This is a genomic window from Gordonibacter sp. RACS_AR49 (assembly GCF_030418435.1).
GTDB lineage: Bacteria > Actinomycetota > Coriobacteriia > Coriobacteriales > Eggerthellaceae > Gordonibacter > Gordonibacter urolithinfaciens.
The window spans coordinates 55,519-79,263 of the sequence record NZ_JAIUDM010000007.1; the positions used below are offsets into that span (position 1 = coordinate 55,519).

At 68.3% G+C, this 23,745-nt stretch carries 22 protein-coding genes; 10 read left to right on the forward strand and 12 right to left on the reverse strand.

The genetic code is table 11. The features are described from left to right. Window positions 1–159: 159 nt before the first annotated feature. The 7 genes from LB310_RS11530 to LB310_RS11560 all read right to left on the reverse strand — a co-directional run bounded on the left by LB310_RS11530 (window position 160) and on the right by LB310_RS11560 (window position 5,306). The gene (locus LB310_RS11530; protein ID WP_096228320.1) at window positions 160–699 is read right to left on the reverse strand and encodes a CarD family transcriptional regulator; all 540 of its coding nucleotides are present in this window, start codon (window positions 697–699) and stop codon (window positions 160–162) included. Between the two features lie 175 nt (window positions 700–874). Beyond that, window positions 875–1,549: a 4Fe-4S dicluster domain-containing protein gene (locus tag LB310_RS11535; protein WP_096228321.1), complete on the reverse strand. Its 675-nt coding sequence runs from the start codon at window positions 1,547–1,549 to the stop codon at window positions 875–877. A gap of 22 nt (window positions 1,550–1,571) precedes the next feature. Next, window positions 1,572–2,444, reverse strand: coding sequence for a RimK family alpha-L-glutamate ligase (locus tag LB310_RS11540; RefSeq protein ID WP_096228322.1), 873 nt, complete (start codon window positions 2,442–2,444; stop codon window positions 1,572–1,574). Then, complete coding sequence (locus tag LB310_RS11545; protein WP_096228323.1) at window positions 2,429–3,166, reverse strand: amino acid ABC transporter ATP-binding protein; 738 nt, start codon at window positions 3,164–3,166, stop codon at window positions 2,429–2,431. Before LB310_RS11545 ends, LB310_RS11540 begins: the two co-directional genes overlap by 16 nt. Then, window positions 3,156–3,953, reverse strand: a complete 798-nt coding sequence (locus LB310_RS11550; protein WP_197702191.1) for an amino acid ABC transporter permease — start codon at window positions 3,951–3,953, stop codon at window positions 3,156–3,158. Before LB310_RS11550 ends, LB310_RS11545 begins: the two co-directional genes overlap by 11 nt. Window positions 3,954–3,987: 34 nt before the next feature. Continuing rightward, window positions 3,988–4,866 carry a transporter substrate-binding domain-containing protein gene (locus tag LB310_RS11555; protein WP_096228324.1) on the reverse strand — a complete coding sequence of 293 codons (879 nt, stop codon included), beginning with the start codon at window positions 4,864–4,866 and terminating at the stop codon, window positions 3,988–3,990. Further along, the gene (locus LB310_RS11560) at window positions 4,863–5,306 is read right to left on the reverse strand and encodes a MarR family winged helix-turn-helix transcriptional regulator (protein ID WP_301155087.1); all 444 of its coding nucleotides are present in this window, start codon (window positions 5,304–5,306) and stop codon (window positions 4,863–4,865) included. Before LB310_RS11560 ends, LB310_RS11555 begins: the two co-directional genes overlap by 4 nt. A gap of 278 nt (window positions 5,307–5,584) precedes the next feature. Here LB310_RS11560 and LB310_RS11565 point away from each other — a divergent pair, with 278 nt between their 5' ends. Next, the gene (locus tag LB310_RS11565; protein WP_154270781.1) at window positions 5,585–6,385 is read left to right on the forward strand and encodes a carboxymuconolactone decarboxylase family protein; all 801 of its coding nucleotides are present in this window, start codon (window positions 5,585–5,587) and stop codon (window positions 6,383–6,385) included. 88 nt (window positions 6,386–6,473) lie between these two features. Here LB310_RS11565 and LB310_RS11570 read toward each other — a convergent pair whose 3' ends face one another. Continuing rightward, on the reverse strand, window positions 6,474–7,616 hold the full coding sequence (locus LB310_RS11570; RefSeq protein WP_154270782.1) for an aldo/keto reductase: 1,143 nt from the start codon (window positions 7,614–7,616) through the stop codon (window positions 6,474–6,476). A gap of 260 nt (window positions 7,617–7,876) precedes the next feature. On the opposite strand from LB310_RS11570, the gene LB310_RS11575 reads away from it, so the two are divergent. Further along, window positions 7,877–8,800 (forward strand): AEC family transporter, encoded by a 924-nt coding sequence (locus tag LB310_RS11575; RefSeq protein ID WP_173011823.1) that lies wholly within the window; start codon window positions 7,877–7,879, stop codon window positions 8,798–8,800. Here LB310_RS11575 and LB310_RS11580 read toward each other — a convergent pair. The 4 genes from LB310_RS11580 to nth all read right to left on the reverse strand — a co-directional run bounded on the left by LB310_RS11580 (window position 8,797) and on the right by nth (window position 13,129). Further along, on the reverse strand, window positions 8,797–9,369 hold the full coding sequence (locus tag LB310_RS11580) for a TetR/AcrR family transcriptional regulator (RefSeq protein ID WP_173011824.1): 573 nt from the start codon (window positions 9,367–9,369) through the stop codon (window positions 8,797–8,799). The two genes, LB310_RS11575 and LB310_RS11580, sit on opposite strands and share 4 nt — an antisense overlap. 88 nt (window positions 9,370–9,457) lie before the next feature. Further along, complete coding sequence (locus tag LB310_RS11585) at window positions 9,458–9,874, reverse strand: cupin domain-containing protein (protein WP_154270785.1); 417 nt, start codon at window positions 9,872–9,874, stop codon at window positions 9,458–9,460. An 89-nt stretch (window positions 9,875–9,963) separates the two neighbouring features. Then, window positions 9,964–12,429 carry an excinuclease ABC subunit UvrA gene (locus LB310_RS11590; RefSeq protein WP_301155088.1) on the reverse strand — a complete coding sequence of 822 codons (2,466 nt, stop codon included), beginning with the start codon at window positions 12,427–12,429 and terminating at the stop codon, window positions 9,964–9,966. 37 nt (window positions 12,430–12,466) lie between these two features. Further along, the gene (gene nth, locus LB310_RS11595; RefSeq protein ID WP_123674676.1) at window positions 12,467–13,129 is read right to left on the reverse strand and encodes an endonuclease III; all 663 of its coding nucleotides are present in this window, start codon (window positions 13,127–13,129) and stop codon (window positions 12,467–12,469) included. A 113-nt stretch (window positions 13,130–13,242) separates the two neighbouring features. Here nth and LB310_RS11600 point away from each other — a divergent pair, with 113 nt between their 5' ends. The 8 genes from LB310_RS11600 to LB310_RS11635 all read left to right on the forward strand — a co-directional run bounded on the left by LB310_RS11600 (window position 13,243) and on the right by LB310_RS11635 (window position 23,745). Beyond that, a complete protein-coding gene (locus tag LB310_RS11600) occupies window positions 13,243–14,067 on the forward strand; it encodes a metallophosphoesterase family protein (RefSeq protein WP_123674675.1) in 825 nt (274 codons plus the stop codon). A 490-nt stretch (window positions 14,068–14,557) separates the two neighbouring features. Beyond that, window positions 14,558–18,103, forward strand: coding sequence for a transcription-repair coupling factor (gene mfd / locus LB310_RS11605; protein WP_301155089.1), 3,546 nt, complete (start codon window positions 14,558–14,560; stop codon window positions 18,101–18,103). After that, complete coding sequence (locus LB310_RS11610; protein ID WP_278805770.1) at window positions 18,100–19,134, forward strand: DMT family transporter; 1,035 nt, start codon at window positions 18,100–18,102, stop codon at window positions 19,132–19,134. Before mfd ends, LB310_RS11610 begins: the two co-directional genes overlap by 4 nt. Before the next feature lie 80 nt (window positions 19,135–19,214). Beyond that, on the forward strand, window positions 19,215–20,204 hold the full coding sequence (locus LB310_RS11615) for an alpha/beta hydrolase (RefSeq protein WP_162457386.1): 990 nt from the start codon (window positions 19,215–19,217) through the stop codon (window positions 20,202–20,204). Between the two features lie 58 nt (window positions 20,205–20,262). Continuing rightward, on the forward strand, window positions 20,263–20,997 hold the full coding sequence (locus LB310_RS11620) for a transposase (RefSeq protein WP_239441052.1): 735 nt from the start codon (window positions 20,263–20,265) through the stop codon (window positions 20,995–20,997). Between the two features lie 91 nt (window positions 20,998–21,088). Further along, the gene (locus LB310_RS11625; RefSeq protein ID WP_087190578.1) at window positions 21,089–21,628 is read left to right on the forward strand and encodes a cysteine hydrolase family protein; all 540 of its coding nucleotides are present in this window, start codon (window positions 21,089–21,091) and stop codon (window positions 21,626–21,628) included. Between the two features lie 13 nt (window positions 21,629–21,641). After that, window positions 21,642–22,745 carry a membrane dipeptidase gene (locus tag LB310_RS11630; protein WP_162457385.1) on the forward strand — a complete coding sequence of 368 codons (1,104 nt, stop codon included), beginning with the start codon at window positions 21,642–21,644 and terminating at the stop codon, window positions 22,743–22,745. A gap of 544 nt (window positions 22,746–23,289) precedes the next feature. Next, the gene (locus LB310_RS11635; RefSeq protein WP_087190580.1) at window positions 23,290–23,745 is read left to right on the forward strand and encodes a MarR family winged helix-turn-helix transcriptional regulator; all 456 of its coding nucleotides are present in this window, start codon (window positions 23,290–23,292) and stop codon (window positions 23,743–23,745) included.

Genomic DNA, 23,745 nt, shown 5'->3' on the forward strand with positions numbered 1-23,745 from the left:
GCAATGAACGCTCCGTAGAGTGCGGTCGGCGAAGGCGTGGTCCGTCTGCCGGGCTAGAACGAGGGCCTCGGGCAGCTCGACGGTGCGGCTCCTTTGCGCAGGCTCACGGCCCCGCGCAAAGGAGCCGCGAGTATGGCAGGCCCCGTTCCCGGAGATGCGTCAGCGGCGGCGCGCCTCGGCCTTCTTCACGCGATCGACGAGGAAGTCGCGCACGCCGTCGCGCTCGATGCCCAGCGACACGGACAGCTCGTCGCACAGCAGGTTCTCGGCCAGGTCGAAGTACTTCTTGTCCGTGGCGGTGATCTGGCGGCCGGCGCCGGAACGGCGCACGGTGCGCTCGTGCACGGACTTCATGATGGGCACGAGGTCCTGCGGCGAGAACGTCTTGAGGCGCTTGTCGTACTCCTCCTTCAGGCGCCGCTCCAGCAGCGTGGGCGTGTTCGCACCCGGCTTCAGGACGTCCTCGTCGATGGTCTGCGCGTCGGCGATGGAATCGATGAGCGCGAGCGCCTCCTTGCGCGACATGGCGGGGCGCAGCGCGGGCGGCTCGGCCTCGGGGACGGCTACGAAGAGCTTGAGGGAGTTCTCGAACAGCGCGTGCAGCTCGAAGTAGTCCCGGCTCTCGAAGTACGCCTCGCGCACGGCGGCCACCTTGCAGACGTGATGGCGGTAGACGACGATGTCTCCGGGGGAAACCATGGCGACCTCCTGGTCTGATTGGGTGGGGAAACGGTTGCGCGATTCCATCGCGTCAGAAGGACGGCGCAGATCAGCATGGCTATTGTACCAATTTTGGCGCCGATGGCGCCCGCGTGCGATCGGCGAACGGTCGCGGCGACGAAGAGCTTTCCTGCCAGGCGCGCGGAGAAGGGCCCTACTCCCCCTTGCCCTCCACCGCGCCGGCGGGGCAGGCGTGGTAGCAGTTGCCGCACTCGTCGCAGCGCTCGCCCAGGATGGCATAGGGCTCGCCGGGCACGATGGCCTTGAACGAGCAGCCCGCGAGGCAGGTGCCGCAGGCGATGCAGTCGTCCGTGATCCGCAGGCCCGGCTCCTCGTACGCGTCGCCGCCGAACGCGAAGCGCTCGCGGTGGAGCTTATGGTCGCGGTTGACCATGGCGTAGTCGTAGTCGTACAGCTCGCCGTGGAAGCGGTGCAGCACGAACACGCGCGTCTCGGGGTACTTGGCGATGTCGTACACGGCCACGTTGAAGTTGCGGTCGTGCGGGGCTTTGGCCTCGACTTCGGCCATCGATAGTTCGCGCACCTCGCCGGCCACGCGCATCTGGTAGCCGGGCTTGAACAGGGGCAGGTTGTTCTCGTCGAACACGACCTTGGCCTCCGTGCGCTCTCCGTTCACGGCCAGCCGCCCGCTCTGTTTAAGCTGGCGGTAGAACGGCTTCACGTCCATGGTGCGCAGGTAGAGCCCCTCGTCGTCGTAGGCGAAGAAGTGGGCGATGCGCGCCTCCACGCCGCCGTGCCCGTCGGGCGTGGCGAAGCTGCAGCAGCCGATCTCGTCGAAACGGTCGAAAACTTCCTTCATGGTGAGCATGGGCCGGGTCCTTTCTCGCAGGTCAGTTCGTGGGCAGGGCGCGCCAGCGGCGGGCGATGGCCTCGGCGTGGGCGCGCATGAGGTCCATCCCCAAAAGCTCGGTGCAGTCCTCGGAGACGTTCGACACGGAGTTCGCGTCGATGATGCAGGGGCCGCGGCCGCACTCGATGACGTCGAAGCTGCCCAGCTCGATGGACAGCACGGCGGCGGCCCGCTCCGCGGCGTCGGTGATTTCGCGGGGAACGTCGGGGTAGGCGGCGTAGGTGGAGCCGAAGCGGTAGGCCGACAGGCCGTTGTCCGCCACGGAGCGCTTCACCACGAGCGCGCACGCGCCGTCCACCACCTCGATGCGCGTGAGGAAGCCGCGCGCCGGCTCCACGTACTCCTCGGCGATGAACGCGATGGCGGGGGCCCCGGCCAAGAACGACCGGGCCTCGTCGGCGCTGCGCGCGATGGCGGTGCAGGTGGTGCGGCCGCCGCAGTTCGGCTTGAGCACGCAGGGGTAGGAGAGTGATGCGGGGTCGACGTCCTTTGGAATCGCGCAGGCGTAGACGGCGGGCGTGACGAGGCCGGCCGCGGCCAGCGTCTCGGTCGCAAGGCGCTTGTCGACCTCGAAGAAGTGGGCGCGCGCCGGGTTCACCAGCGGGATGCCGCGCTCCTCGGCCGTGCGCGCGAGGAGCGCCATGCGCTTAAGCGAGGCCGTGTGCCCGCGGAACCGGGCGCTCGCGAACACGCGGCTGACCAGCATCTCACAGGCGAGCGCCGCCTGCATGCTCGCCGCGTCCTCCATGTCCAGCAGAAGCGCGGGCGCCCCGCACGCCTCCAGCTCGGCCGCCAGCTTATGGTCGGACCACTCGTCCGACTCGTACAGCACGCCTATCATCGGATGCTCCATTCCAACAGCTTGCCCAAGAACCGCTGCAGCTCCGGCGTGGCCGGATGGTCGAACAGGCGGGCGCTCTCGCCGTATTCCAGCAGGCGCCCGCCGTGCAGGAACGCCACCTTGTCGCAGGCGCGGCGGGCGAAGCCCATCTCGTGCGTGACCACGATGAAACGGGTGCCGGTCTCCTTGAGGTCGCGGATGAGGTCGAGCACGTCGTTGGTGTACTCGGGGTCGAGCGCGCTCGTTGGCTCGTCGAGCAGCAGCATCTTGGGAGACGCCGCCACGGCGCGCGCGATGGCAACGCGCTGCTGCTGGCCGCCCGAGAGCTGGGCGGGGCGCTTGGCCTCCTCGGCCGCCAGCCCGAAGCGCGCGAGCAGGTCGGCGGCGCGCTCACGGGCCTGGTCCTCGGGCACGCCATGAACCACGGAAAGCGGCAGCGCCACGTTCTCCAGAGCGCTCAAGTGGTGGAACAGCCCGCTCGCCTGGAACACGAAGCCTAGCTGGGAGCGGTAGGACGGAAGCGCGCGCTCGTCGTAGTCCACGCGTTCGCCGTCCACCTCCACTGTGCCGTCCGTGGGCGCGATGAGCCCGCCCACGATGCGCAGCAGCGTGGACTTCCCGCCGCCCGACGGCCCGATGACGGCGAGCGTGGTCACGTCGTCATCGAAGTCGATGCCGCGCAGCACGGGCACGCCGTCGAACCCCTTCTCCAGGTGCTCCAGCCTAATGCGCATAGCCGAACCTCTTCTCGAAGCGCTTGCTCACGAACATGATGGGCAGCGTGAGGCACAGGTACAGCCCGCCCAGCAGCAGGAAGCCGCCGAAGAAGTTGTAGTTGGTGGCCGTGATCTCGCGGATGGTCTGCGTGAGCTCGATGACCGCGATGACCGACAGGAGCGACGAGTCCTTCACGATGGTGGCGAACTGCCCGGTGAGCGCCGGCAGCGTGCGCGCCACCAGCTGAGGCAGCACCACGTGGCGCACGGTCTGCGCGCGCGTGAAGCCCACGGCGCGGGCGGCCTCCAGCTGGCTCTCGTCGATGGACAGCAGGCTGCCGCGCACGATCTCGGCGATGTAGGCGCCGGCGAACACGGACAGGATGACGACGCCCGCCACCACCTTGTTGTCGATGCCCCACGCCGTGCCGATGATGTAGTAGAACAGGTAGATCTGCACGAGCAGCGGCGTGCCGCGCACGAGCTTCACGTACAGGTCGCACAGGTAGCGCACGGGTAGCACGCGCGCGCTCTGACCCAGGGCCACGGGCACCCCGATGGCCATGCTGGCCACGAGGCTGGCCGCCGAGAGCTCCACCGTGAGCAGGAAGCCGCTGCCGATGCGGTCGCGGTACTGCCCCACGAAGTCGAAGTTCAGCGTGATGCCGGTCATGCCGAGCGAGACCCAGAATACGGCAATCACGGCGACGCAGACCAAAAGGTAGTTCGCCGCGGCCTTGAGCGGCGGCGTTTCCTGGCGGGGCGCCGCCGTGAACGGGCGGGCGAGCGGTGAGGGTGCTTTCAACGGGCGCCTTTCTCGCGGCGGTCGGACGGCGCGGCTACTCGAAGTCGAAGAACCACTTGAAGCCCAGCTCGTCGAAGGCGGCCTTCTCGCTGGCCAGGTACTTCTCGGTCAGGCGGTCGAACTCGCCCGAGGCCTTCGACTGGGCGATGAACTCGTTCAGCTGGCCCAGCAGCTCGTCGTTGCCCTTGGCCACGGCGATGCCCCACGACTCGGGGTCCTGGAACGGGATGAACACGGCCTCGGTGGTGTCGGGGTTCTTCTGGTTGTTGCGGTAGATGGTCAGCTGGTCGTACAGGAAGCCGTCGGCCTTGCCCTGCACGACCTCGGTCACGCAGGCGCTCTCGTCGGCCAGGCGCACGACCTCGGCTTCGGTAAGGTTCTTCGTGGCGAACACGTCGCCGGTGGAGCCGGTCTTCACGGCCACCTTCCTGCCGGCCTGGTTCAAGTCGTCGATGCTGCCGATGCCCGACTGGGCGTTGGCCAGGATGGCCAGCTGCGCCATGGCGTAGGGGTCGGAGAAGTCCACCGACTCCTTGCGGGCGTCCGTGATGGTGATGGACGACATGAGGCAGTCGGCCTTGCCGGTCTGCACCATGGGGATGAGGCCGTCGAACGCGGTGTTCTCGATGACCACGTCGTAGCCGTACGCCGCGCCGAAGTCCTTCATGAAGTCCACGGACACGCCGCTGGGGTTGCCGGCGTCGTCCTTCGTCTCGAACGGGGGATAGGCCAGCTCCATGGCCACGGTCAGCGTCTTGTCGGCGCCGTCGCCTGCGGGCGCGGCGTCGTTCGAGCCTTCGGTGCCGCCGTTCGACGAGCAGGCGGTCAGGGCGAGGAGCGCCGCCGCGGCGAGCGCGAGGGCGGCGAGGGCCGCGCGCAGGCGGCGCGGGCGGGTGGGGGCGGTGGTGTTCATGCGTGTTCTCCCTCCAGAGCGGTTTCGAAGTTCTCCTGCATCGTGCGGAGCGTGCGGTCGAGCGCCTCAAGCTCGCCGTCGCCCAGGCCGCGGCACTGCACGTCGGCGAGCGCGTTCGAGATGGACTCGAAGACGGGCTGCAGCTGCCGCCCGCGCTCGGTGAGCGCCACGAGCGTCACGCGTTTGTCCTCGGGCAGCTTCGCCGTGGACACGTAGCCGCATCCCGCCAGCTTCTTCACCAGCGCGGTGACGGTGGACGGGTCGCGGCCGATGCGCTGCGCAAGCTCGCACATGGGCAGCTCGCCGTGTGCGAACAGCTGCACGAAGATGTCGCCGTGCGAGGGCGCGATGCCCGCAAGGCCGTGCTGCTCGAGCTCCTCGGTGATGAAGCGGTTCGCCAGGGCGAGCGTCCGGGCCAGCTGGTTGACGGTTCCGCGCAAGCCGGCCTCCTTTCGATGCGTCGGATGCTCCGAGATTATACTTTGATGTCAAAGTAATGTCAAAAAAACTCTTCCGTCAGGCGGCGGCTCTCGGCTAAAATCCTAGTAAATTTGTAGCAATTATGGTGTGCGGTGGATTTTCCCGTGGCGGTTGACTTGGAGCGGGCTCCGGGGTATATGCTGCTGTCGTAACAGGAGATGGCGGCGGTGCGTCCAGCCGCCCGCTTGCGGCCGAGGCTGCCTGCGGGGCTGGGACCGCCGCGGAAAAGGAGCATGGCATGACCCCCCGAATCACCGAGGCCGCACGGGCGTACCGCGAGAAGCTGTATCCCGGAAGCGCGGCCACCCTGTACGAGACCGATCCCGAGTTCGTGGAGCTGTTCGCCAACTTCGCGTTCGACGAGGTGGTGAACGCCGAGGGCGCCGGCGGCGGCAACCTTGATGACCGCACGCGCTTTTTGGCCATACTGTCCGCGCTCGTGGGCAGCCAGGGCGTCGAGGCGTTCAAGGCACTCGCGCCCGCCGCGCTTGCGGTGGGCTTGGAGCCCGTGGCGCTGAAGGAGCTGGTGTACCAATCGATGGCCTACGTGGGCTTCGGCCGCATGCTGCCGTTCTTGCTGGCGGCGAACGAGGTGCTGGGCGAGCGCGGCGAGTGTCTGCCGCTCGAGCCCCAGGGCACGACGACGCGCGAGGACCGGCGCGAGGCCGGCAACCGCGCGCAGGTGGAGATCTTCGGCGAGGGCATGCGGGAGTCGTGGACGCGCGGCCCCGAGGACCGGCGCCATGTGAGCGAATGGCTGGCCGCGAACTGCTTCGGCGACTGGTACACGCGCGGCGGCCTGACCCTGGCCGAGCGCGAGCTGGTCACGCTGTGCCTGCTGGCCGCGCAGGGCGGCTGCGAGCCGCAGCTGACGGGCCACGCCCTGGGCAACCTGAGGCTGGGCAACGACAAGGAGCTTTTGGTGGGCGCCGTGTCGCAGTGCATCCCCTACGTGGGCTACCCGCGCGCCCTGAACGCGCTCGCCTGCATCGACGAGGCCGCCGAGCGCCTCGCGGCCGAGGGGGAGGCGGGAGCGTAGAACTTGCTTGCGCGGGCTGTCGCAGCGTGTGGAAGCCCGTCCCCGGGCGGGCGGTTCCACCCGGGGACGGGCTGCCGGGCAGGGGCCGCTACGCGAACAGCGCAGCGGCCTTCTCCATGCGCTCGGCGATAGGCACGCCGAAGGGGCAGCGGGGCTCGCACGACTGGCAGGCGATGCAGTCGGCGCCCGCTGCGTCGAGGGCCTCGTAGTGGGCGCGCACGCTGGCGGGGACCTCGTCTTGCATCGTGGCCAGGTCGTAGAACTTGTTCACCAGGGCGATGTCGATGCCCGAGGGACAGGGCGTGCAGTGGCCGCAGTACGTGCACTGGCCGAAGTAGGCGTGTTTGGGAGCGCCGGCGAGCACGCTCGCATAATCGCGCTCCTCGTTGGTAGCCTGCTCGTAGGCGCAGGCGTCGGCCACGTGCGACGGCGTTGCGAAGCCAGCCAGGATGCTGGCCACGGCGGGACGCGTGAGCGCGTAGTGAACGCACTGCGTGGGCGTCATCGCCACGCCGAACGGCGACGCCTCGGCGCTGAACAGCCGGCCGCCGGCATAGCCCTTCATGACGGTGAGGCCCACGCCCTCGCGCTCGCAGAGCGCGTAGAGCTCGGCGCGTGCCGGGTCCATGCCGCCCAGCTCGTCGGCGTAGTCGAACGTGAAGGCGTCGTCGAGGCTCGCGTGCGCGGGCAGTAGGTCGAAGGCGGGGTTCACGCTGAACATGACCACCTCGATCTCACCGGAGAGCGCCGCGCGGCGCGCCACCTCGGGCGCGTGGGTGGACAGGCCGATATGGCCGATCGTGCCGGCCTCCTTGAGCGCGCGCACGTAGCCGATGAACTCACCTGCCATGATGGCCTCGTACTCGTCCACGTCGTCCACGTAGTGGATCATGCCCAGCTCCACGTGGTCGGTGCCCAGGCGCGCGAGCAGGTCCTCGAACGCGGGACGCACGAAGGCCAGGTCGCGTGTGCGCGTGTACTGGCCGTTCTGCCAGGTGGATCCGATGTGGCCCTGGATGATCCAACGGTCGCGGTTGCCCGCGATGGCGGCTCCCAGGTTGCTGCGGACCTCGGGTTCAGCCATCCAGCAGTCGAGTATGTTGATGCCGGACGCGGCACACGCGTCTGCGACCGCCTTCACCTCGGCGGCCGACTTCTTCTCCATCCATTCGGCGCCGAAGCCTATTTCGCTTACCTCGAGGCCGGTGCGGCCCAGTTCCCGATAGCGCATGGTTCCCCCTCGTTCGTTGTGTCTATGCGTTAATAATACCGTCGAACGCGCTTGCATGCGAACGCGTTTAGCGTGATGTCATTTAACACCCTGGATCGCGCTCCAAGTCAAGGAGGGTCGCCGCCTTTTCTTCTCGTGCGTTTCTGAACGCTTTCCCCGAAAGTGTTCAGAAACGCTTCCATCAGGCCCTTTGTCTCTCGACGAATGCGAGACGGGGTCGTACCATGCCCTCGGGGGAGTTTCTCGCAAGGAGGTTCAACATGGTTTTCTCGGTGGTTCTGCACCAGATGGGGGTGTTCTTCCTCATCGTGATCGTGGGAATGGCGGCGTCGCGGCTCGGCGTGGTGAAGCGCGATTATCTGAAGGAACTTGCGTCGCTCGTGTCGAAGGTGTTCCTCCCGGCGCTCATCTTCTACATGACCTACCACGGTACGACGCGCCAGCAGGTGCTCGACAACGTGCCTATGATCGCGCTTGCGGCAGGGTTCTACGTAGTGGTGAGCGCGATCATGAAGGCGCTCGCCCTGCTCTTGAAGCCGAAGGGCGACCGGCAGAAGGTATTTAGGTTCGCCTTCATCTTCGGCAACACGGGATTCGTGGGCATACCGTTGCTCGCGGCGCTGTATCCGGAAAGCGGTCTTTTGTATATGGCGCTGTTTTCCATCGTGGACCAGTTGCTGTTCTGGACATATGGCGTGTATCTGGCCACGGCCTCAGACCGGCGGGCGCGCTTCGGGCTTCGGCAGCTGGCGAGCCCCAACATCGTGGCCATAGTGCTGGCGTTGGTTTTCGTGCTCGCTGGTGTGCAGCTGCCGGGCCTCGTGATGGACGTGCTGGATACCGTGTCGGGCGCGACGACGGCTCTCTGCATGGTGTATTTGGGATGCCTGTTCTACTATTCGAACTGGGGTGTGGCGCTCAAGGCGCGCGAGGTGTATGCAGGCATCGCGGTGAAAATGGTGCTGCTCCCCGTGGTGCTCGGCAGGCTGCTGTTCCTGACGGGACTGCCGGAGGACATGGTGGTGTCGATGATCGTGATCATGGCGCTGCCCACCATGACGGTAGTGCCCATGGTGGCGGCTGCGCACGGGAACGAGGGCGAGTACGCGGCGGGAGTGACCGTGGTCACGCTCGCGTCCTGCATCGTCACCTTGCCGTTCGTGGTTCTCTTGGCGACGGGCTAGGCGGGCGGCATGCGGCGGTTTGCAGGTGCCTCGAGACCGGCGACGATGAACGCGTCAAGCGTTTCTCGCGTGGCGTCCCAGGCGCCGGGCGCGCGGCGCGATGCGCGGGCGACCGCGTAGCAACCGCTGATCTGGAACACGAGGATAGCAGTTGCCTGTTCGGGCGTTAGGCGGCCGCGCGCGGTCTCTCGTCCGACGAACGTATGTTGGTAGCGTTCGATGATCTTGTCGACCACTCGCGTGACCAGAAGGTCGTCGTCGAATATGGGTGCGTACTTGCCGGCGTTGCGCACACGCTCGCACAGCGGACAGTCGCCGCAGGATGCTTCGGTGTCCCCGCGGCGCACCCCCACCATGTCATGCGGGTTCTCGAAGCAGTCTTCCAAGATGGCATCGAGGGTGTCTGAGAGGTTGCGGTAATGCAGGTAGAACGTGCTGCGGCTCGTGCCAGCGGTGCGGCAGACCTCGGCCACGGTGGCATCGTGGAACCGCTTGCGTGCCATGACTTCGAGCAATGCGTCCTTGAGTGCCTGCTCGGTGGCGAAAGACCTTTTGTCTGCGCGGGACATGCGCGCCCCCTCCCCTTCGGGTCGCCCATACGGCGGCATGCTTCGCCGAGCGGGCGGGGAAAGCATAGCATGTCCTGCGGCGCCGTGCCTAGAGCGCCGCGTACTCCTCGGCGCCCACCGGTTCGTACCATTCGTTCGAGCCGTTCACGGCGGGCACCTCCACAGCCAGGTGCGCGAACCAGCTGTCGGCGGCGGCGCCGTGCCAGTGCTTCACGTTGGCGGGGATGTTCACCACGTCGCCTGCCTTGAGCGCACGGGCTGGACGTCCCTCTTCCTGGTACCAGCCGCGCCCGCCCGTGACCAGCAGGATCTGTCCGCCGCCCGACTCGGCGCGGTGGACGTGCCAGTGGTTGCGGCAGCCCGGCTCGAACGTGACGTTGCCGATGGTCACCTGCTCGGTGGAGAGCATGTGCAGGTAGCTCCGACCGGTGAAGTACCGGCCGAAGGGGTTCTCCGCCCCGCGCGGGAATATCTCTTTCTCGGGGGTCGTCGGGGTGTCGCTCATGGGTGCCTCCTAGGTTCGCGATGGGTTGTCCCGTCCACGATACCTCTTGGAGCCCGCTCGAAGTCAAGGGCTTTCCGCGCCATGCGCGCCTACCTCCCGAGCGTCCGGCGCAGGCAGGCGGCCGTGGCGCCGGTGCCGTGCGCGGCAAGGGCGGCGGGGGTTCCCGCGAACACGAGGCGCCCGCCGGCATCGCCTCCCCCGGGGCCGAGGTCGATCACCCAGTCGCTCGCGCACAGCACCCGGTGGTCGTGCTCCACCGCCACGACCGTGTTGCCGGCGTCCACCAGGCGGTCCAGCAGCGCGAGGAAATGCTCCACGTCCTGCGGGTGCAGGCCGCGCGTGGGCTCGTCCAGCAGGTAGAGCGTGCGCTCCCGGCCGCCCCCGAGGAGCTCGCGTGCCAGCTTCAGGCGCTGGCCCTCGCCGCCCGAGAGCGTGGTGAGCGGTTGCCCCAGTTCCAGGTAGCCGAGTCCCACGTCGACCAGCAGGCCGAGCGTGCGGGCGATCTTGGGGTGGGAGGCGAAGGCGTCCTGCGCCTCGTCCACCGACAACGCCAGCACGTCGGCTATGGAGCGTCCGTCTAGCGTCGCCTCCAGCACCTCGTCGTGGAAGCGGCGGCCGTGGCAGGTTGGGCAGGGGGCCTGCACGTCCTTGAAGAAGAGCAGGTTGCTGGTGACGGTGCCCATGCCCTCGCACGTCTCGCAGCGGCCGCCAGGGGTGTTGAAGGAGAACGCCTTCGCCGAGAGTCCTCGCGAGCGCGCCTCCGGGGCGGCGGCGAAGGCCGCGCGGATGGGAGCCCACACGTCCGCGTACGTGGCCACGTTCGAGCGTTTCATGCGCGCGATGGGCGTTTGCTCCACGGCGACGATGCGGTCGAGGTGCCCGCAGCCGGACACGGCGTTCTCGGGGCCGGCCGCGTCGCCTTGCGCCAGGACGTCGAACACGAGGGTGGACTTGCCCGAGCCGGACGGCCCCGTCACCGTCACGAGGCACCCGGCGGGGATGTCCGCGTCCAGATGGTCGAGGTTGAACCGGGTGGCATTGCGTATCTCGATCGGGGCGCCCCGGGGCGTGCGCGGCGCCGCCTTGGGCGCGAGCGGGCGTGCGAGGAAGCGCCCGGTGGCGGAGTCGGGCGCGGCGGCGAGGTCGGCGAGCGACCCCTCGGCCACCACGCGCCCTCCGCAGGCGCCCGCGCCGGGGCCCAGGTCCACCAGGTGGTCGGCCGCGCGCATGACGTCGAGGTCGTGCTCGATGACCAGCACGGTGTTGCCCAGGTCGCGCAGGTTCCGCAGGATGTCCACGAGGCCCTCCGTGTCGCGGGGATGCAGGCCGGCGGTGGGCTCGTCCAGGATGTAGACGACGCCGGAGAGCTCCGAGTCCAAGACGGCAGACAGGCGCAGCCGCTGCAGCTCGCCGCCCGAGAGCGTGACGGTAGCGCGGTCGAGCGTCAGGTAGTCCAAGCCCACGGCGCCGATGCGCGCGAGCTTCGTCTCCATGTCCAGCAGGTAGTCTTTCACCATCGCGCGACGCGGCCCGCCCAGCTCTGCGCTCACCCGGCGCACCCACGCCGCGAGCTCGCGCAGCGACCGGTTCGCCAGCTGGGGCAGCTGGGTGCCCGCCACGGTAGCCCCGCGGCCCCGTGGACCCAGGCGCTCTCCGCCGCAAACGGGGCAGGCGGCACGCACGAGGTAAGGGCGCACGCCCTTTGCGTCCGGCCCCCGCTCGCCCAAGCGGCGCATGAGCAGCGGCACCACGCCCTCGAAGCGCCCGTCGGCCACCTTACGGGGCGGCGCGACGTGCGGCAGCGCCTCCTTGAGCGCGGGCGCCTCGGCACCCTCGTACAAGAGCGCCTTCTGCAGCGCATCGAACGCCCCCACGGGCACGCGGGCGGGGTCGGGCAGGCCGAAGTGGCGGCTTGCCGCGCGGAACACGCCTATCTGGTACTCGCGGTACTTCGCCTGCCAGAAGGCCACGGCCCCGTCCTCCAGCGAGAGGGACTCGTCCACGGCGGCCGCGCGGTCGACGGAGAGCGCCTCGCCCATGCCCTCGCACGCGGGGCAGGCGCCCTCGCGCGTGTTGAACGAGAACTCCGTGCGCGTGACCTTGTCCATGCGCTCGCCGCACGCGGGGCAGAACTGGTACACGCGGAAGTCGTCGCCCACGCGCTCCGTCTCCTCCACGCAGTCGGCCGCGCAGAGCATCTCGCCGCAGTGCGGGCAGGGGTACTCCCCCAGCTTCTCGAACACCATGCGCAGCGCCGTGTACACGTCGGTCGCCGTGCCCACGGTGGAGCGCGGGTTGCGGTTCGCGCCGTCCTGCAGGATGGCGATGGCGGGGGAGGCGCCCCGCACGCGCTCCACCGCGGGCTTGGGGATGCCCTGCATCGAGAGCGCTTCCAGGTGCAGGCGCTGGCACTCGGTTGCCAGCACGTCCACGAGCAGGGTGGACTTGCCCGACCCCGACACGCCCGCGAACACGGTGATCTTGTTCTTGGGGATGGCGAGCGTGACGTCGCGCAGGTTGCCCTCGCGCGCGCCGACGATGGTGAGGGTGCTCACAAGGGGAACCTTTCGCCGAGGGGGAATCGGGGGAGCCCTACGCCTTGCCGCAGCTGGGGCACAGGTCGCAAAGGAAGCACTCGCCGCACTTCGGGTTGCGCGCGATGCACGTCTGGCGGCCGAACAGCACCCACTGGTGGTTGATGGGCCCCCACCACGCGCGCGGGTAGAGCTTGAGCAGCGCCGTCTCGGTCTTGGCCGGCGTGTCGGCGGAGGGCCCGGCGAACTTCAGCCGGTGCGCGATGCGGAACACGTGCGTGTCAACCGCGATGCCCTCCACGATGCCGAACGCCTCGTTGAGCACGACGTTCGCCGTCTTGCGGCCCACGCCGGGCAGCTTCTGCAGCTCGTCGATGTCGCGGGGTATCTCGCCGCCGTAGTCGGCCACCACCATCTGCGCGCACTTGATGACGTTCGCCGCCTTCGTATGGTAGAACCCTATGGTGCGGATGATGTCCTCCACGTCGCGCACGTCGGCGGAGGCGAGGTCGGCCGGCGTGGGGTAGCGCTCCCAGAGCCTGGGAGTGACCTTGTTCACGCCCTTGTCGGTGGTCTGCGCGGACAGCAGCACGGCGATGGTCAGGCGGAACGGGTCTCCGCCGTACACGAGCGCGCACTCGGCGGCCGGATAGTGCTCGTTCATTCGGCGCGCCACCTCGAGCGCGCGCTCCCGCTTGGCGGCCATGGTCTCACGCGGCATAGGATCTCCTTCGGTCGTTGCGGTGGTGGCACTGGCCAGTATAGCGAACTTCGCGGACGCGTTGCCGCTATACTGGGAGGCGACGGCATGTTGTCGCGAGGAAAGGCAGGTCCATGGGCGCGACGTTGGTGGTGGGCGACACGCATTTGAAGCACGAGCTGATCCTGCCGCGGGTCGACGCGGCGATCGAGCGTTGCGACGCCGACCGCGTCGTGTTCCTGGGCGACTACTGCGACGAGTGGGGATCGACGGGCCGGCAGCTGCTCGCGGCGCTCGAGCTGTTCGCCGGCTGGGTGGAGGACACGCACGCGGCGGGTGTTCGGGTCGACCTGCTGCTGGGCAACCACGATTTCCAGTACCTGATGGGCGAGGAGGGGCCCGGCACCCACGTCCTGCTCATGGACGACGTCGCGGAACTCCTCGGGGCCCTCGGCGCGACGATGGCCGAGACGGTGGACGGCTTCCTGCTCACGCACGCGGGCCTCACGGCGGGCTGGGCGCGACTGCATCTGGAGGCGCCCGCGGATGCGGAGGAGGCGAAGGCGCAGTTGAACGGCCTGTTCGCGCGCGGCACATGGAGCGACCTGCGCGCCCTCTCGTCATGCGGCACGGGTCGGGGCGGCTGGGACGAGCCGGGGCCCCTGTGGGCAGACCGCTTGGAGCTGTGGGAGGATGCCTATCCGGGCATCAGCCAGATCGTGGGCCACACGCCGGTCGCCGCCTGCGAGCGGATGCCGCCAGCGTCTCGCTGGGCGCGCGCCGACGGCGGCGAGGAGCTGTGGCTGTGCGACACGTTCTCGCTCACGAGCCGCATGCGCCCCATCGGCGACGGCGGCATGCTGCTCGTGGAGGACGGCCGCGCGGAGGCCGTGGCCGGCGGGGGCAATCCGGACTTCCAGCCGTGGGAAGAGGTCGTGGCGGCGGCCGGCGTGCGGTAGCGGCGGGGCCTGCGTCGTCCTGGGCGCAGCGCGGTGGCACGGGGCCCGAGGCGTCGAACCCTCCATCGTCTCGATGCAACGCCAAAAAGCGTCCCGAAAGTCACCGTTTCGACCGCTGTGAAGCCTTTTCGCGCGCTCGGAGCCCCATTTCGACGGCGGATCTGTTGTCCTCTGCGCGTTTGCGCAGGTCGCTAACCGCGCCGAGCTTCTTCTTGCCGCCGAAGCGCTTCACAGCGGCCGAAACGGTGACCGGGGGCCCTTGAATCCGGAAGGGACCTCCGGAACGTGGCCGGATCCCCCGTTCTTTCGGTACATCGGCTTGCCGCCTGTGGTTTATCCTTCACGAGGCGGTTTCGGCCCTGCGGCGGCCGTCCGCGGCGCGGTATACTGCTCCCCGGTCGTCCGCGCGGGCGGCCCGCCGCGCAACCACGTGCACGAAGCCGCCTTCACGCGGCTTTTCGTGCTGCTTGTATACGGAAAAGGACACGCTATGCTCATCGACTCATTGACGTTCACCCTGGAGAAATCGGGTTGCCTCGACGCGTTCTGGGGCAAGCTCGACGAGGGGCTTGACGGCACGCTCGGCGTGGCCTCGTCGGCGCGCCCGTTCCTCGTGGCGGCGCGGTTCGCGCACCGGCCGCAGACGACGCTCGTCGTGGTGGCGGGCGAGGAGGCGGCCATCGCGTTCGCGCGGCAGGTGGCGGCGTACCTGGGCGACGAGCGCGTCATGCGCTTCCCCGAGCGCGCCGACTACCCGTGGGGCGGCAAGCCGGGCGATCCGGCCCAGGCAGCGCGCCGCATGGAGGCCGTGCATGCGCTGGCCTCCGGCCGCGAGGCCGTGGTGGTGGCGAGCGCCCGTGCGCTCGTGCGCGCGCTGCCGCCGGCGGGGTCGAACGTGCACCTGCCGCTCGTGTTCGAGGCCGGCCGCGAGCTGGCGGACATGGAGGGCGCGAAGGCGGCGGGCATAGCCGAGTTCGGGGACGTGGCGCGGGCCCTGGAGGAGCGCGGCTACCAGAACACCGGAGAGCTGGACGGCCCCGGCACGTTCGCCGTGCGCGGCGGCACCCTGGACGTGTTCCCCGGCAACCTGGTGTACCCGGTGAGGCTCGACTTCTTCGGCGACGAGCTGGACGAGATCCGCCGCATCGTGCCAACCACCGGGCAGACCATCGCCGCGCTGCCCCGCGCCGACGTGTACCCCGTCGTGGAGTTCGCGGCCTCGAGGGCCGCGCTCGCCCGCGCGCGTCAGAAGCTCGAGCGGCCCGCCGAGACGAACGCCGCGCTGCGCGACGTGCTGGAGAGGCTGGACGGCGGCCTGCGCGAGGGCGGCTCGGACGTGCTTTTGCCCTACCTGTACAAAACCACCTCCACGCTCGGCGACTACGTGCGCCCCGGCGCCCTTTCGGTGCTGGTGGAGCCGCGCTCGCTCTTCGACGACATGACGCATGCCTACGACGACCTGGCGGGACGGTCGAAGGGGACGGGCATCGCGCTCGAGGGCCTCTACGCCGAGCCCGCCGGCGTGAGCTTCGGCGACGGCCAGCGGGCCACGTACGTGTCCATCATGCGCGTGGGCGGGCAGATAGACGACGAGCTGCCGGTCAAGCGCGTGGAGGTGGCGGGACACCCCGACAAGCTGTACGGCCGCTTGCGGACGCTCGTGGACGGCGGCTACACGGTGGTGTTCAGCGCTCCGAACTTCCGCGCCCGCCAGGACATGAAGCTGGCCTTCGTGGACCAGGGCCTGCCCATCCAGGAGACGTTGGATTCCGACGTTCTCCCGAACGCCGGAGCTGCCTACGCTGCGGAAACCCTCGCCGACCCTGCGAACGACCGGCGGGATGGGGAAACCGCCGGCGCTGCCAAGCGCCGGCTGCGGCGTGGCGTGGTGAACGTGGTGGACGTGGACATACCGCTCGGCATGATCGTCCCGAAGGCAAAGCTGGCGCTCGTGAGCGTGTCGGACACGCAGGGGGCATCCGCGGCACGCCCGAGCCGGCACATCGACGTCACGGACATCACGTTCCCCTACAAGCCGGGCGACTACGTGGTGCATGCGGCGCACGGCGTGGCGCACTTCAAGGAGCTCGTGCGCCGCGACGTGGACGGCACGGCGCGCGACTACCTGCTGCTGGAGTACGCCGAAGGAGACAAGCTCTACGTGCCGGTGGAGCAGCTCGACCGCGTCACGCGCTACGTGGGGCCGGAGGGCGCGAGCCCCCGCCTCACGCGGCTGAACACGGCCGACTGGTCGCGTGCCATGAAGAAGGCGCGCGCCGCCACGAAGAAGCTGGCGTTCGACTTGGTGGACGTGTACACCCGCCGCGCCACCGTTCAGGGCTACCGTTTCGGCCCCGACACGCCGGCCCAGCGCGAGATGGAGGAGGCGTTCCCCTACCAGGAGACGCCCGACCAGCTGTCCGCCATCGCCGACGTGAAGGCCGACATGCAGTCCGCCAAGCCCATGGACCGGCTCGTGTGCGGCGACGTGGGCTTCGGCAAGACCGAGGTGGCCATCCGCGCCGCGTTCAAGGCCACGCAGGACTCCAAGCAGGTCATGGTGCTCTGTCCCACCACCATCCTCGCGCAGCAGCACTTCACGAACTTCAAGGAGCGCTGCGAGCCCTTCGGCGTGCGCGTGGAGGTGCTCTCGCGCTTCCGCACGCCGGCCCAGCAGGCCGAGGCGCTGCGCGGGTTCCAAGAGGGCGACGTGGACATTCTCGTGGGCACGCACCGGCTGCTCTCGCGCGACGTGAACCCGCACGACCTGGGGCTCGTCATCATCGACGAGGAGCAGCGTTTCGGCGTGGGCCACAAGGAGCAGCTGAAGAACCTGCGCGAGTCCATCGACGTGCTCACGCTCTCGGCCACGCCCATACCGCGCACCATGCAGATGAGCCTGTCGGGCGTGCGCGACATGAGCCTCATCCTCACGCCGCCCGACGAGCGCCGCCCCGTCGAGGTGCACGTGGGCGAGTGGGACCCCGACCTCGTGAGCGCTGCCATCCGCCGCGAGCTGGCGCGCGGCGGGCAGGTGTACTACGTGTCCAACCGCGTGCGCACCATGGAGGAGGCCGTGGGTCGCGTGGCGGCGGCCGCCGGCGAGGCGCGCGTGGGCGTGGCGCACGGGCAGATGTCGAAGGAGGAGCTCGAGCGCGTGATGGAGGACTTCAGCGCCGGCGAGCTGGACGTGCTCGTGGCCACCACCATCATCGAGAGCGGCATCGACAACCCGCACACCAACACGCTTATCATCGAGGACTCGCAGCGCTACGGCCTGGCGCAGATGTACCAGCTGAAGGGCCGCGTGGGTCGCTCGTCCACGCAGGCCTACGCCTACTTCATGTTCCCCGAGCACGTGAGCCTGACCGAGGAGGCCCAGGCGCGCCTCACCGCGCTGGATGAGCACACCGACCTGGGCAGCGGCATGCGCATCGCGATGCGCGACCTGGAGATACGCGGAGCGGGCAGCCTCATGGGCGCCGAGCAGTCGGGCAACATGTCCGCGGTGGGCTTCGACCTGTTCGCGCAGATGCTCGCGCAAGCGGTGAGCGCCACGCGCGAAGGAGACCTCAAGGCCATGGACCAGCTGCCGCCCGCGCTCTCCGACATCACGGTGAACGTGCCGGGGCACACCTACCTGCCCGAGGACTACGTGCCCGACGCCGACGAGCGGGTGCTGTGGTACCGCAAGATCGCAAGCGCCGCAACCGGGCAGGCGGTAGAGGACGTGGCCGCTGACCTGGCTGGAAAGCGCCCCGACATGCCGCAGGCCGCGAAGAACCTGCTGGAGAAGGCGCGCATCAAGGCCTATGCGAACGAGCGGCATATCCGCACCGTGTCGGTGACGGGCGGCCGCCTGGTGGTGGAGCCCATCGACGTGTCGCGCGACCAGATGACGAAGCTGCGCCGTGCGGGCGGCCGCTACTTGGCCGACAAGCGCAAGCTGCAGCTGCCGCTGCGCTACTTCAAGCTGGACGAGGGCGACAACCTGCTCGCGCCGGTGCTCGCGTTCCTGAAGGAGCTGGCGGGATGAGGAGGCGAACGATGAACGGGGGCGAGACGGCAGGGCCCGCCCCCGGCGCGGGCGTGCGCGCGGGGGAGGCCTTCTTTCGGCGGCGGTTCTGGCGGGGGATAGCCTGCGCGCTCGTGGGCGCGGGGCTCTGGGGCTTCTCGGGGGCGTGCGCGCAGTTCTTGCTGTCGAACTACGACATAACGCCCCCGTTCGTCACGGCGGTGCGCATGCTGGGGGCGGGCCTGCTGTTCCTCGTCGTGCTCGCGGTGCGCCAACGCGAGCGGCTGGCCGCGATGCTGGCCGACCGGCGCACGCTCGGGCGCCTCGCGGTGTTCGGCGCGGTGGGCCTGTACCTCTGCCAGATCACGTACGCCATCGTCATCGACTACACGAACGCGGGCACGGCCACGGTGCTGCAGTGCTCAGGGATAGCGTTCGTCATGCTGTTCGCGTGCGTCGTCGGGCGGAAGCTGCCGCGGGCGAAGGAGCTCGTCGGCTTGGTCGCGGCCATGTTCGCTACCTGGCTCATCGCCACGCAGGGCGACCCGTCGGCGCTCTCGCTGCCGCTGCCGGGCCTGGTGTGGGGCATCGCGAACGGGCTGTCGGTGGCGTTCTACATCATGTACCCGAAGAGGCTGTTCGCCGAATGGGGCAGCTTCGCGGTCACGGGAATCGGCATGCTCGTGGGCGGCGTGGCGGCCGCGCTCGTATGGCTGGCAGGCGGGGTCGCGGGTGGCGCGGGGCTCGCGCTGCCCACGCTCGACGCGGCGGGATTCCTTGTGTTCGGGCTGATCATCGTCGTGGGCACGTTCGCCGCGTTCGCGCTGTACCTGCACGGCGTGTCCATCGTGGGCTCGGTGAAGGGGAGCCTGCTCGGCGCCATCGAGCCGGTGAGCGCCACGGCGTTCTCGGCCCTGTGGCTGGGAACCGCGTTCTCGGGAGCCGACTGGGCGGGCTTCGTGCTCATGATAGCCATGATCTTCCTGGTCACGGGCGAGAAGCCGCAGCCGCAGGCAGAAGCGCCCTGCGAGGGCGATTCCTCCCCCACATGACAAGGGGACAGGTACCTTGTCATGATGCAGGAAACAGAAGTCGAAGGAAGCGCGCTGGACGGCGCAGAAGGGGAGGCGTTATGAGCAAGGAGCGCCGACGCTACCTCGAGTCGTGCGAGGTGTCGCGGCTTGCGCGCTACGAACTGGGCGGTGTGGAGCAGAAGGTCACGGTGGAGGGCCGGCGCGCGGACGCGCCCGTGGTGATCTTCCTGCACGGCGGGCCCGGCTCGCCGTTGCCCGTCTCGGTGGGCACGCGCGGCATGTTCCCGGACCTCGCGGACCGCTACGTGCTGGCAGCGTGGGACCAGTTGGGGTGCGGCGCGAACCGCTGCCGGCTGGGCGACGACGCGTGCATCGATCGTTACGTGGACATGACGCTCGACCTCGTGCGCGCGGTGCGGCGCGACTTCCCCAGCAACGAGGTGAACCTGCTCGGCGTGTCCTGGGGCTCCATCCTGGCGGCGCGCGCAGCCGCGCGCGAGCCGGAGCTCGTCGACCACGTGGTGACGTACGGGCAGGTGCTCAAGCAGCTCGGTTTCAACGACGAGGTGTTCGAGGCGCTCGAGCGCTCGGCGATGCCGGAGAAGCTCAAAGTCGAGCTGCGGGCGATCAGAGGGTCGGGCGCGCGCAACCTCGAGTCGGGCATGCGGCTAGCCGGTTGGGTGCGGAAGTACACCGAGGGCTACCAGGCGCAGGGCGGCGGCATGATGCCCGTCGGCGCCTTCGTGCGCGGCCTGCTGGAGAGTCCCGACTACACGCTGCGCGACCTCGTGGCGGCCGTGTCGAACGACTTCTCGCGCAGTGAGCGCCTGTTCGCGGAGATCTTCGCCGTCGACCTCTCCGACGAGCTTGCGAACATGCGCGTGCCGTACCTCATCGTGCAGGGCGAGACGGACATCGTCACGTCCACCCGCGCCATCCGCGCGTTCGTCACGGAATGCGGCAACCCCAACCTGCGCTACGCCGAGGCCCCGCGCAGCGGGCACATGCCCGGTACGGCCGGCATGAGCCTCCTGTTCGAGCATCTGTCCAACTTCGTGACAAAGGGACAGGTGTCTTGTCATAAATAGAAAGGGAGTCGAGGTGCGTACACCGAGAAAACAATGCGAATCCAATGTGTACCATGTGGTGGCAAGGGGTACAGCACGTCAATTGATCTTCGAAAACGACTCCGACCGCACGTTCTTTCTTCGGCTTCTATCGGAAAAAGCCCATGAGACGAATTGTACGATCTACGCGTGGTGCCTTATGGGAAACCATGTTCATGTGCTTGTGAGAGCTCCCATGGAAGATGTTTCGCGGTTCTTCAAATTGGTGTGCGGAAACTATGCTCAGGCGTTTAATGTGCGGAATGGGCGCACGGGGCATCTGTTCCAAGAGAGGTTCAAAAGCGAGCCTGTTTCGGACGATTCCTATTTTCAGACAGTGGTGCGATACATTCACATGAATCCCGAGAAGGCCGGTTTGGCTTCGTGCGCTCAATATCGCTGGAGTAGCTTCAGCGAATACATCGCTTCCAAGCGTTCACTGGTGTTGTGCGATACGGACTACGTCTTGGATATTTTTGGCGGCATTGAAGAGTTCATGCGCTTCCATCAGGTAAAAGATGATGATGCGGTTTGCTTGGACGCGGACGCGGCGGGGAAGACGAGGCCCATGCGCGACGAAGAGGCGCTTGCCCTTGTGCAGCGGATACTCGAAGAGGTGGATCTTGCTGATTCGAGACCTGCTGACTTAAAGACGGTCGAAAAGAAGCGCAGAGACGATGCGATTAGAAGAATGAGCAAAGCTGGCTTGTCGATAAGGCAGATAGAGCGTTTAACGGGGATCGGTCGCGGTGCGATTCAATATGTGCTTCGATAAGTAGCGTATTTATGACAAGGTACCTGTCCCCTTGTCAGGTTCGCCGCGGTACAATGACGGGGTGCCTACACGGGACGGAAAGGATGTGTCGATGGGGCTCGACGCTTTGATCGTGATCGACATGCAGGAGGCCCTCGTTGGGCGGCGACCTTGCGGGGCGGATGAGACGGTGGACGCGATCGCGAGGCTTGTCGGCGCGTGCCGCGAAAGCGGCGTGCCGGTCTTGCACGTGCGCCATGACGGTGGGCCCGGCGACGAGTTCGAGGCGGGCACGGACGGCTGGCGGATCTGCGCGCCGCTTGCGCCACAGGAAGGCGAGCCCGTGTTCGACAAGCATTTCAACAGCGCGTTTCGTCGGACGGGGCTGCAAGCGCACCTCGAGCGCCGCGGCCTGCGCCGTTTGCTGATGTGCGGCATGCAGACGGAGTTCTGCTTCGACGCGTCGGTCAAAGTGGGCTTCGAGCTGGGCTTCGACGTGACGGTGCCGAGGGGCGCGGTGACGACGTTCGACTCCGCGTTCGCGCCGGGAGGGGAGCTGACGGCGTATTACGAGGACTGCATCTGGGACGGCCGCTATGCGCGGGTGGTCCCGCTGGAAGAGGCGCTGGGCGCGATCGGGCGCGGCGCGTGAGAGGAGGGCGGCCGTGGGGCTGTTCATGACGTTGGAGGACGCGTCGGCCGAGGAGGCGGCGCTGCTGCGGGAGGGCGTGCTGCCCGAGGCGGCGCCGGGCGAGGCGGCCGAGGGACGCCTGCGGGTGTTCGACCTGCACTGCGACACGCTCGATAGGCTGGCGTTCCACGGCGACCCGTCGGTGCCGGGCGGGTTCGCCGCGCACGACGCGCGCATCCCGGCGGCGCGCATGTCCTCGCTCGCCGACAACGACGCGCACGTCTCGCTCGAGCGCACGGCTGGGTACGCCTGGTGCCAGTGCTTCGCGGCGTTCGTCCCCGACGAGGCGCGCGGCGATGCGGCTTGGGCGCTGTTCGAGCGCGTGCGGCGCGTATGGGAGCGCGAGCTGGAGCGCTGCGGCGACAAGCTCGCGCGGGCTCGCTCCATGGCCGACGTGGATGCGGCCCTCGCGGCGGGCAAGACGGCGGGGCTCTTCACGGTGGAGGGCGCGTCATTCCTGGAGGACGACGCGGCCGCCGAAGGACGCCTCGACGCGCTCGCCGAGGCGGGCGTGCGCATGGTCACGCTCACGTGGAACGGGCGCAACGCGCTCGGCAGCGGCAACGAGACGGCCGACGGGCTCACCGGCTTCGGCCGCTCCTGCGTGCGCGAGCTGGAGCTGCGCGGCATCGCGGTGGACGTGTCGCACCTGAACGACGCGGGCTTCAAGGACGTGTGCGCGACCGCGACGCGGCCCTTCGCCGCCTCGCACTCCAACGCGCGCGCCGTGTGCGGGCACCCGCGCAACCTCGCCGACTGGCAGCTGCGCGAGCTGGCCGACGCGGGCGGCGTCGCGGGACTCAACTTCTGCCGCGACTTCCTGTCCGACACGCACGCCGACCCCACGCCCGACGACGTGCTGCGCCACGTGGACCGCGTGCTCGAGGCGGCGGGCGAGGACGTGCTCGCGCTCGGCAGCGACTACGACGGCTGCGACGTGCCCAGCTGGCTCGACCCGTGCGACCAGGCAGGCGGTCTGCATGCGCTCATCGCGAGCCGGTTCGGCGAGGCTGTGGCAGGCAAGGCGTTCTTCGGCAACGCCCGCGCGTTCTTCGAACGGCTGGAGGGGCAGGTCTAATACAAGCAACGAGATCATGGACAAGATTGCACCTTGTGGCTGGATTATTGCCGGCCTTCGAGCCTGTACGGCGAAGAAATGGTTGGGTACTGTTTATAATGCCTTTTCAAATTAATGTGAAATTGAGAATAATATAGTGGCGGTTACGCGATACTGTGCATAAGCTCGAATCTCGTCCATGGTGCTCGGCGTGCGAGGAGGAGGCCGGCGCTGCAGCGAAGCCGACGCACCGCAGGGAGGGGAGGAGCGGGCGCTTGAGAGTGCGGAGCGGGAGGGCGAATCCCAAGGGAACGAGAGCAGGAGAACATGCGCTGCAGAAGAGCGAGGCCTGCGTGAGAACGGGAGCTGTGCGCGAACAAGAGCCCGAAGGGAACGATAGCGCCCGAGAGTGCGAAAACCCCAAGGAAAGGGGAGCTGCGGGCGGGTCGCCCTCCGATACCTCGTGGGCGTTCTGTGAGCTCTGTTGACGTGAATCCGATATCGGACTTAAATACCACAGGTACGAAATCGGACTTGCGAATCGAACAACGGAGGGCGAACCGACATGGACGCACGGACGGCGCACGCCAACCGCGAATACAACAACCTTTACCGGCTCGGCAACGAGCTCTACCATAATGTGGCCGTGAGGATGGGGCTGTCGGACAGCGCGTTCGACATCCTGTACGCCCTCGACGGCTTAGGCGACGGCTGCCTCCAGAAGGACGTGTGCACCGCATCGGGCCTGTCGAAGCAGACGGTGAACACCTCGGTGCATAAGCTCGAGCGCGCAGGTTACGTGGAGCTGCGCGTGGAGCACGGACGCGGCACCCACCTCCATCTGACCGAGGCGGGACGCGTTCTGGTGACCGAGCGCATACGACCGGTGGCGAGGGCCGAAGAGGCCGCTTTCGCCGCCATGGCCCCTGGGGAGTGCGAGGAGCTTCTGCGGCTGTCGCGCGTCTACCTCGAGCACCTGCGCGGGCTGGTGGACGCCCTACCGTATCCGGAGAGGAGGTGA

What these genes read in the sequence shown, in the direction of transcription:
- nth (WP_123674676.1), bottom strand. Translation starts at nt 13,129, where the DNA reads ATGCCGCGTGAGACCATGGCCGCCAAGCGGGAGCGCGCGCTCGAGGTG.
- LB310_RS11565 (WP_154270781.1), top strand. Translation starts at nt 5,585, where the DNA reads ATGACCCCCCGAATCACCGAGGCCGCACGGGCGTACCGCGAGAAGCTG.
- LB310_RS11540 (WP_096228322.1), bottom strand. Translation starts at nt 2,444, where the DNA reads ATGGAGCATCCGATGATAGGCGTGCTGTACGAGTCGGACGAGTGGTCC.
- LB310_RS11610 (WP_278805770.1), top strand. Translation starts at nt 18,100, where the DNA reads ATGAGGAGGCGAACGATGAACGGGGGCGAGACGGCAGGGCCCGCCCCC.
- LB310_RS11575 (WP_173011823.1), top strand. Translation starts at nt 7,877, where the DNA reads ATGGTTTTCTCGGTGGTTCTGCACCAGATGGGGGTGTTCTTCCTCATC.
- LB310_RS11530 (WP_096228320.1), bottom strand. Translation starts at nt 699, where the DNA reads ATGGTTTCCCCCGGAGACATCGTCGTCTACCGCCATCACGTCTGCAAG.
- LB310_RS11585 (WP_154270785.1), bottom strand. Translation starts at nt 9,874, where the DNA reads ATGAGCGACACCCCGACGACCCCCGAGAAAGAGATATTCCCGCGCGGG.
- LB310_RS11625 (WP_087190578.1), top strand. Translation starts at nt 21,089, where the DNA reads ATGGGGCTCGACGCTTTGATCGTGATCGACATGCAGGAGGCCCTCGTT.
- LB310_RS11545 (WP_096228323.1), bottom strand. Translation starts at nt 3,166, where the DNA reads ATGCGCATTAGGCTGGAGCACCTGGAGAAGGGGTTCGACGGCGTGCCC.
- LB310_RS11635 (WP_087190580.1), top strand. Translation starts at nt 23,290, where the DNA reads ATGGACGCACGGACGGCGCACGCCAACCGCGAATACAACAACCTTTAC.
- LB310_RS11580 (WP_173011824.1), bottom strand. Translation starts at nt 9,369, where the DNA reads ATGTCCCGCGCAGACAAAAGGTCTTTCGCCACCGAGCAGGCACTCAAG.
- LB310_RS11615 (WP_162457386.1), top strand. Translation starts at nt 19,215, where the DNA reads ATGAGCAAGGAGCGCCGACGCTACCTCGAGTCGTGCGAGGTGTCGCGG.
- LB310_RS11600 (WP_123674675.1), top strand. Translation starts at nt 13,243, where the DNA reads ATGGGCGCGACGTTGGTGGTGGGCGACACGCATTTGAAGCACGAGCTG.
- LB310_RS11535 (WP_096228321.1), bottom strand. Translation starts at nt 1,549, where the DNA reads ATGCTCACCATGAAGGAAGTTTTCGACCGTTTCGACGAGATCGGCTGC.
- LB310_RS11570 (WP_154270782.1), bottom strand. Translation starts at nt 7,616, where the DNA reads ATGCGCTATCGGGAACTGGGCCGCACCGGCCTCGAGGTAAGCGAAATA.
- LB310_RS11555 (WP_096228324.1), bottom strand. Translation starts at nt 4,866, where the DNA reads ATGAACACCACCGCCCCCACCCGCCCGCGCCGCCTGCGCGCGGCCCTC.
- mfd (WP_301155089.1), top strand. Translation starts at nt 14,558, where the DNA reads ATGCTCATCGACTCATTGACGTTCACCCTGGAGAAATCGGGTTGCCTC.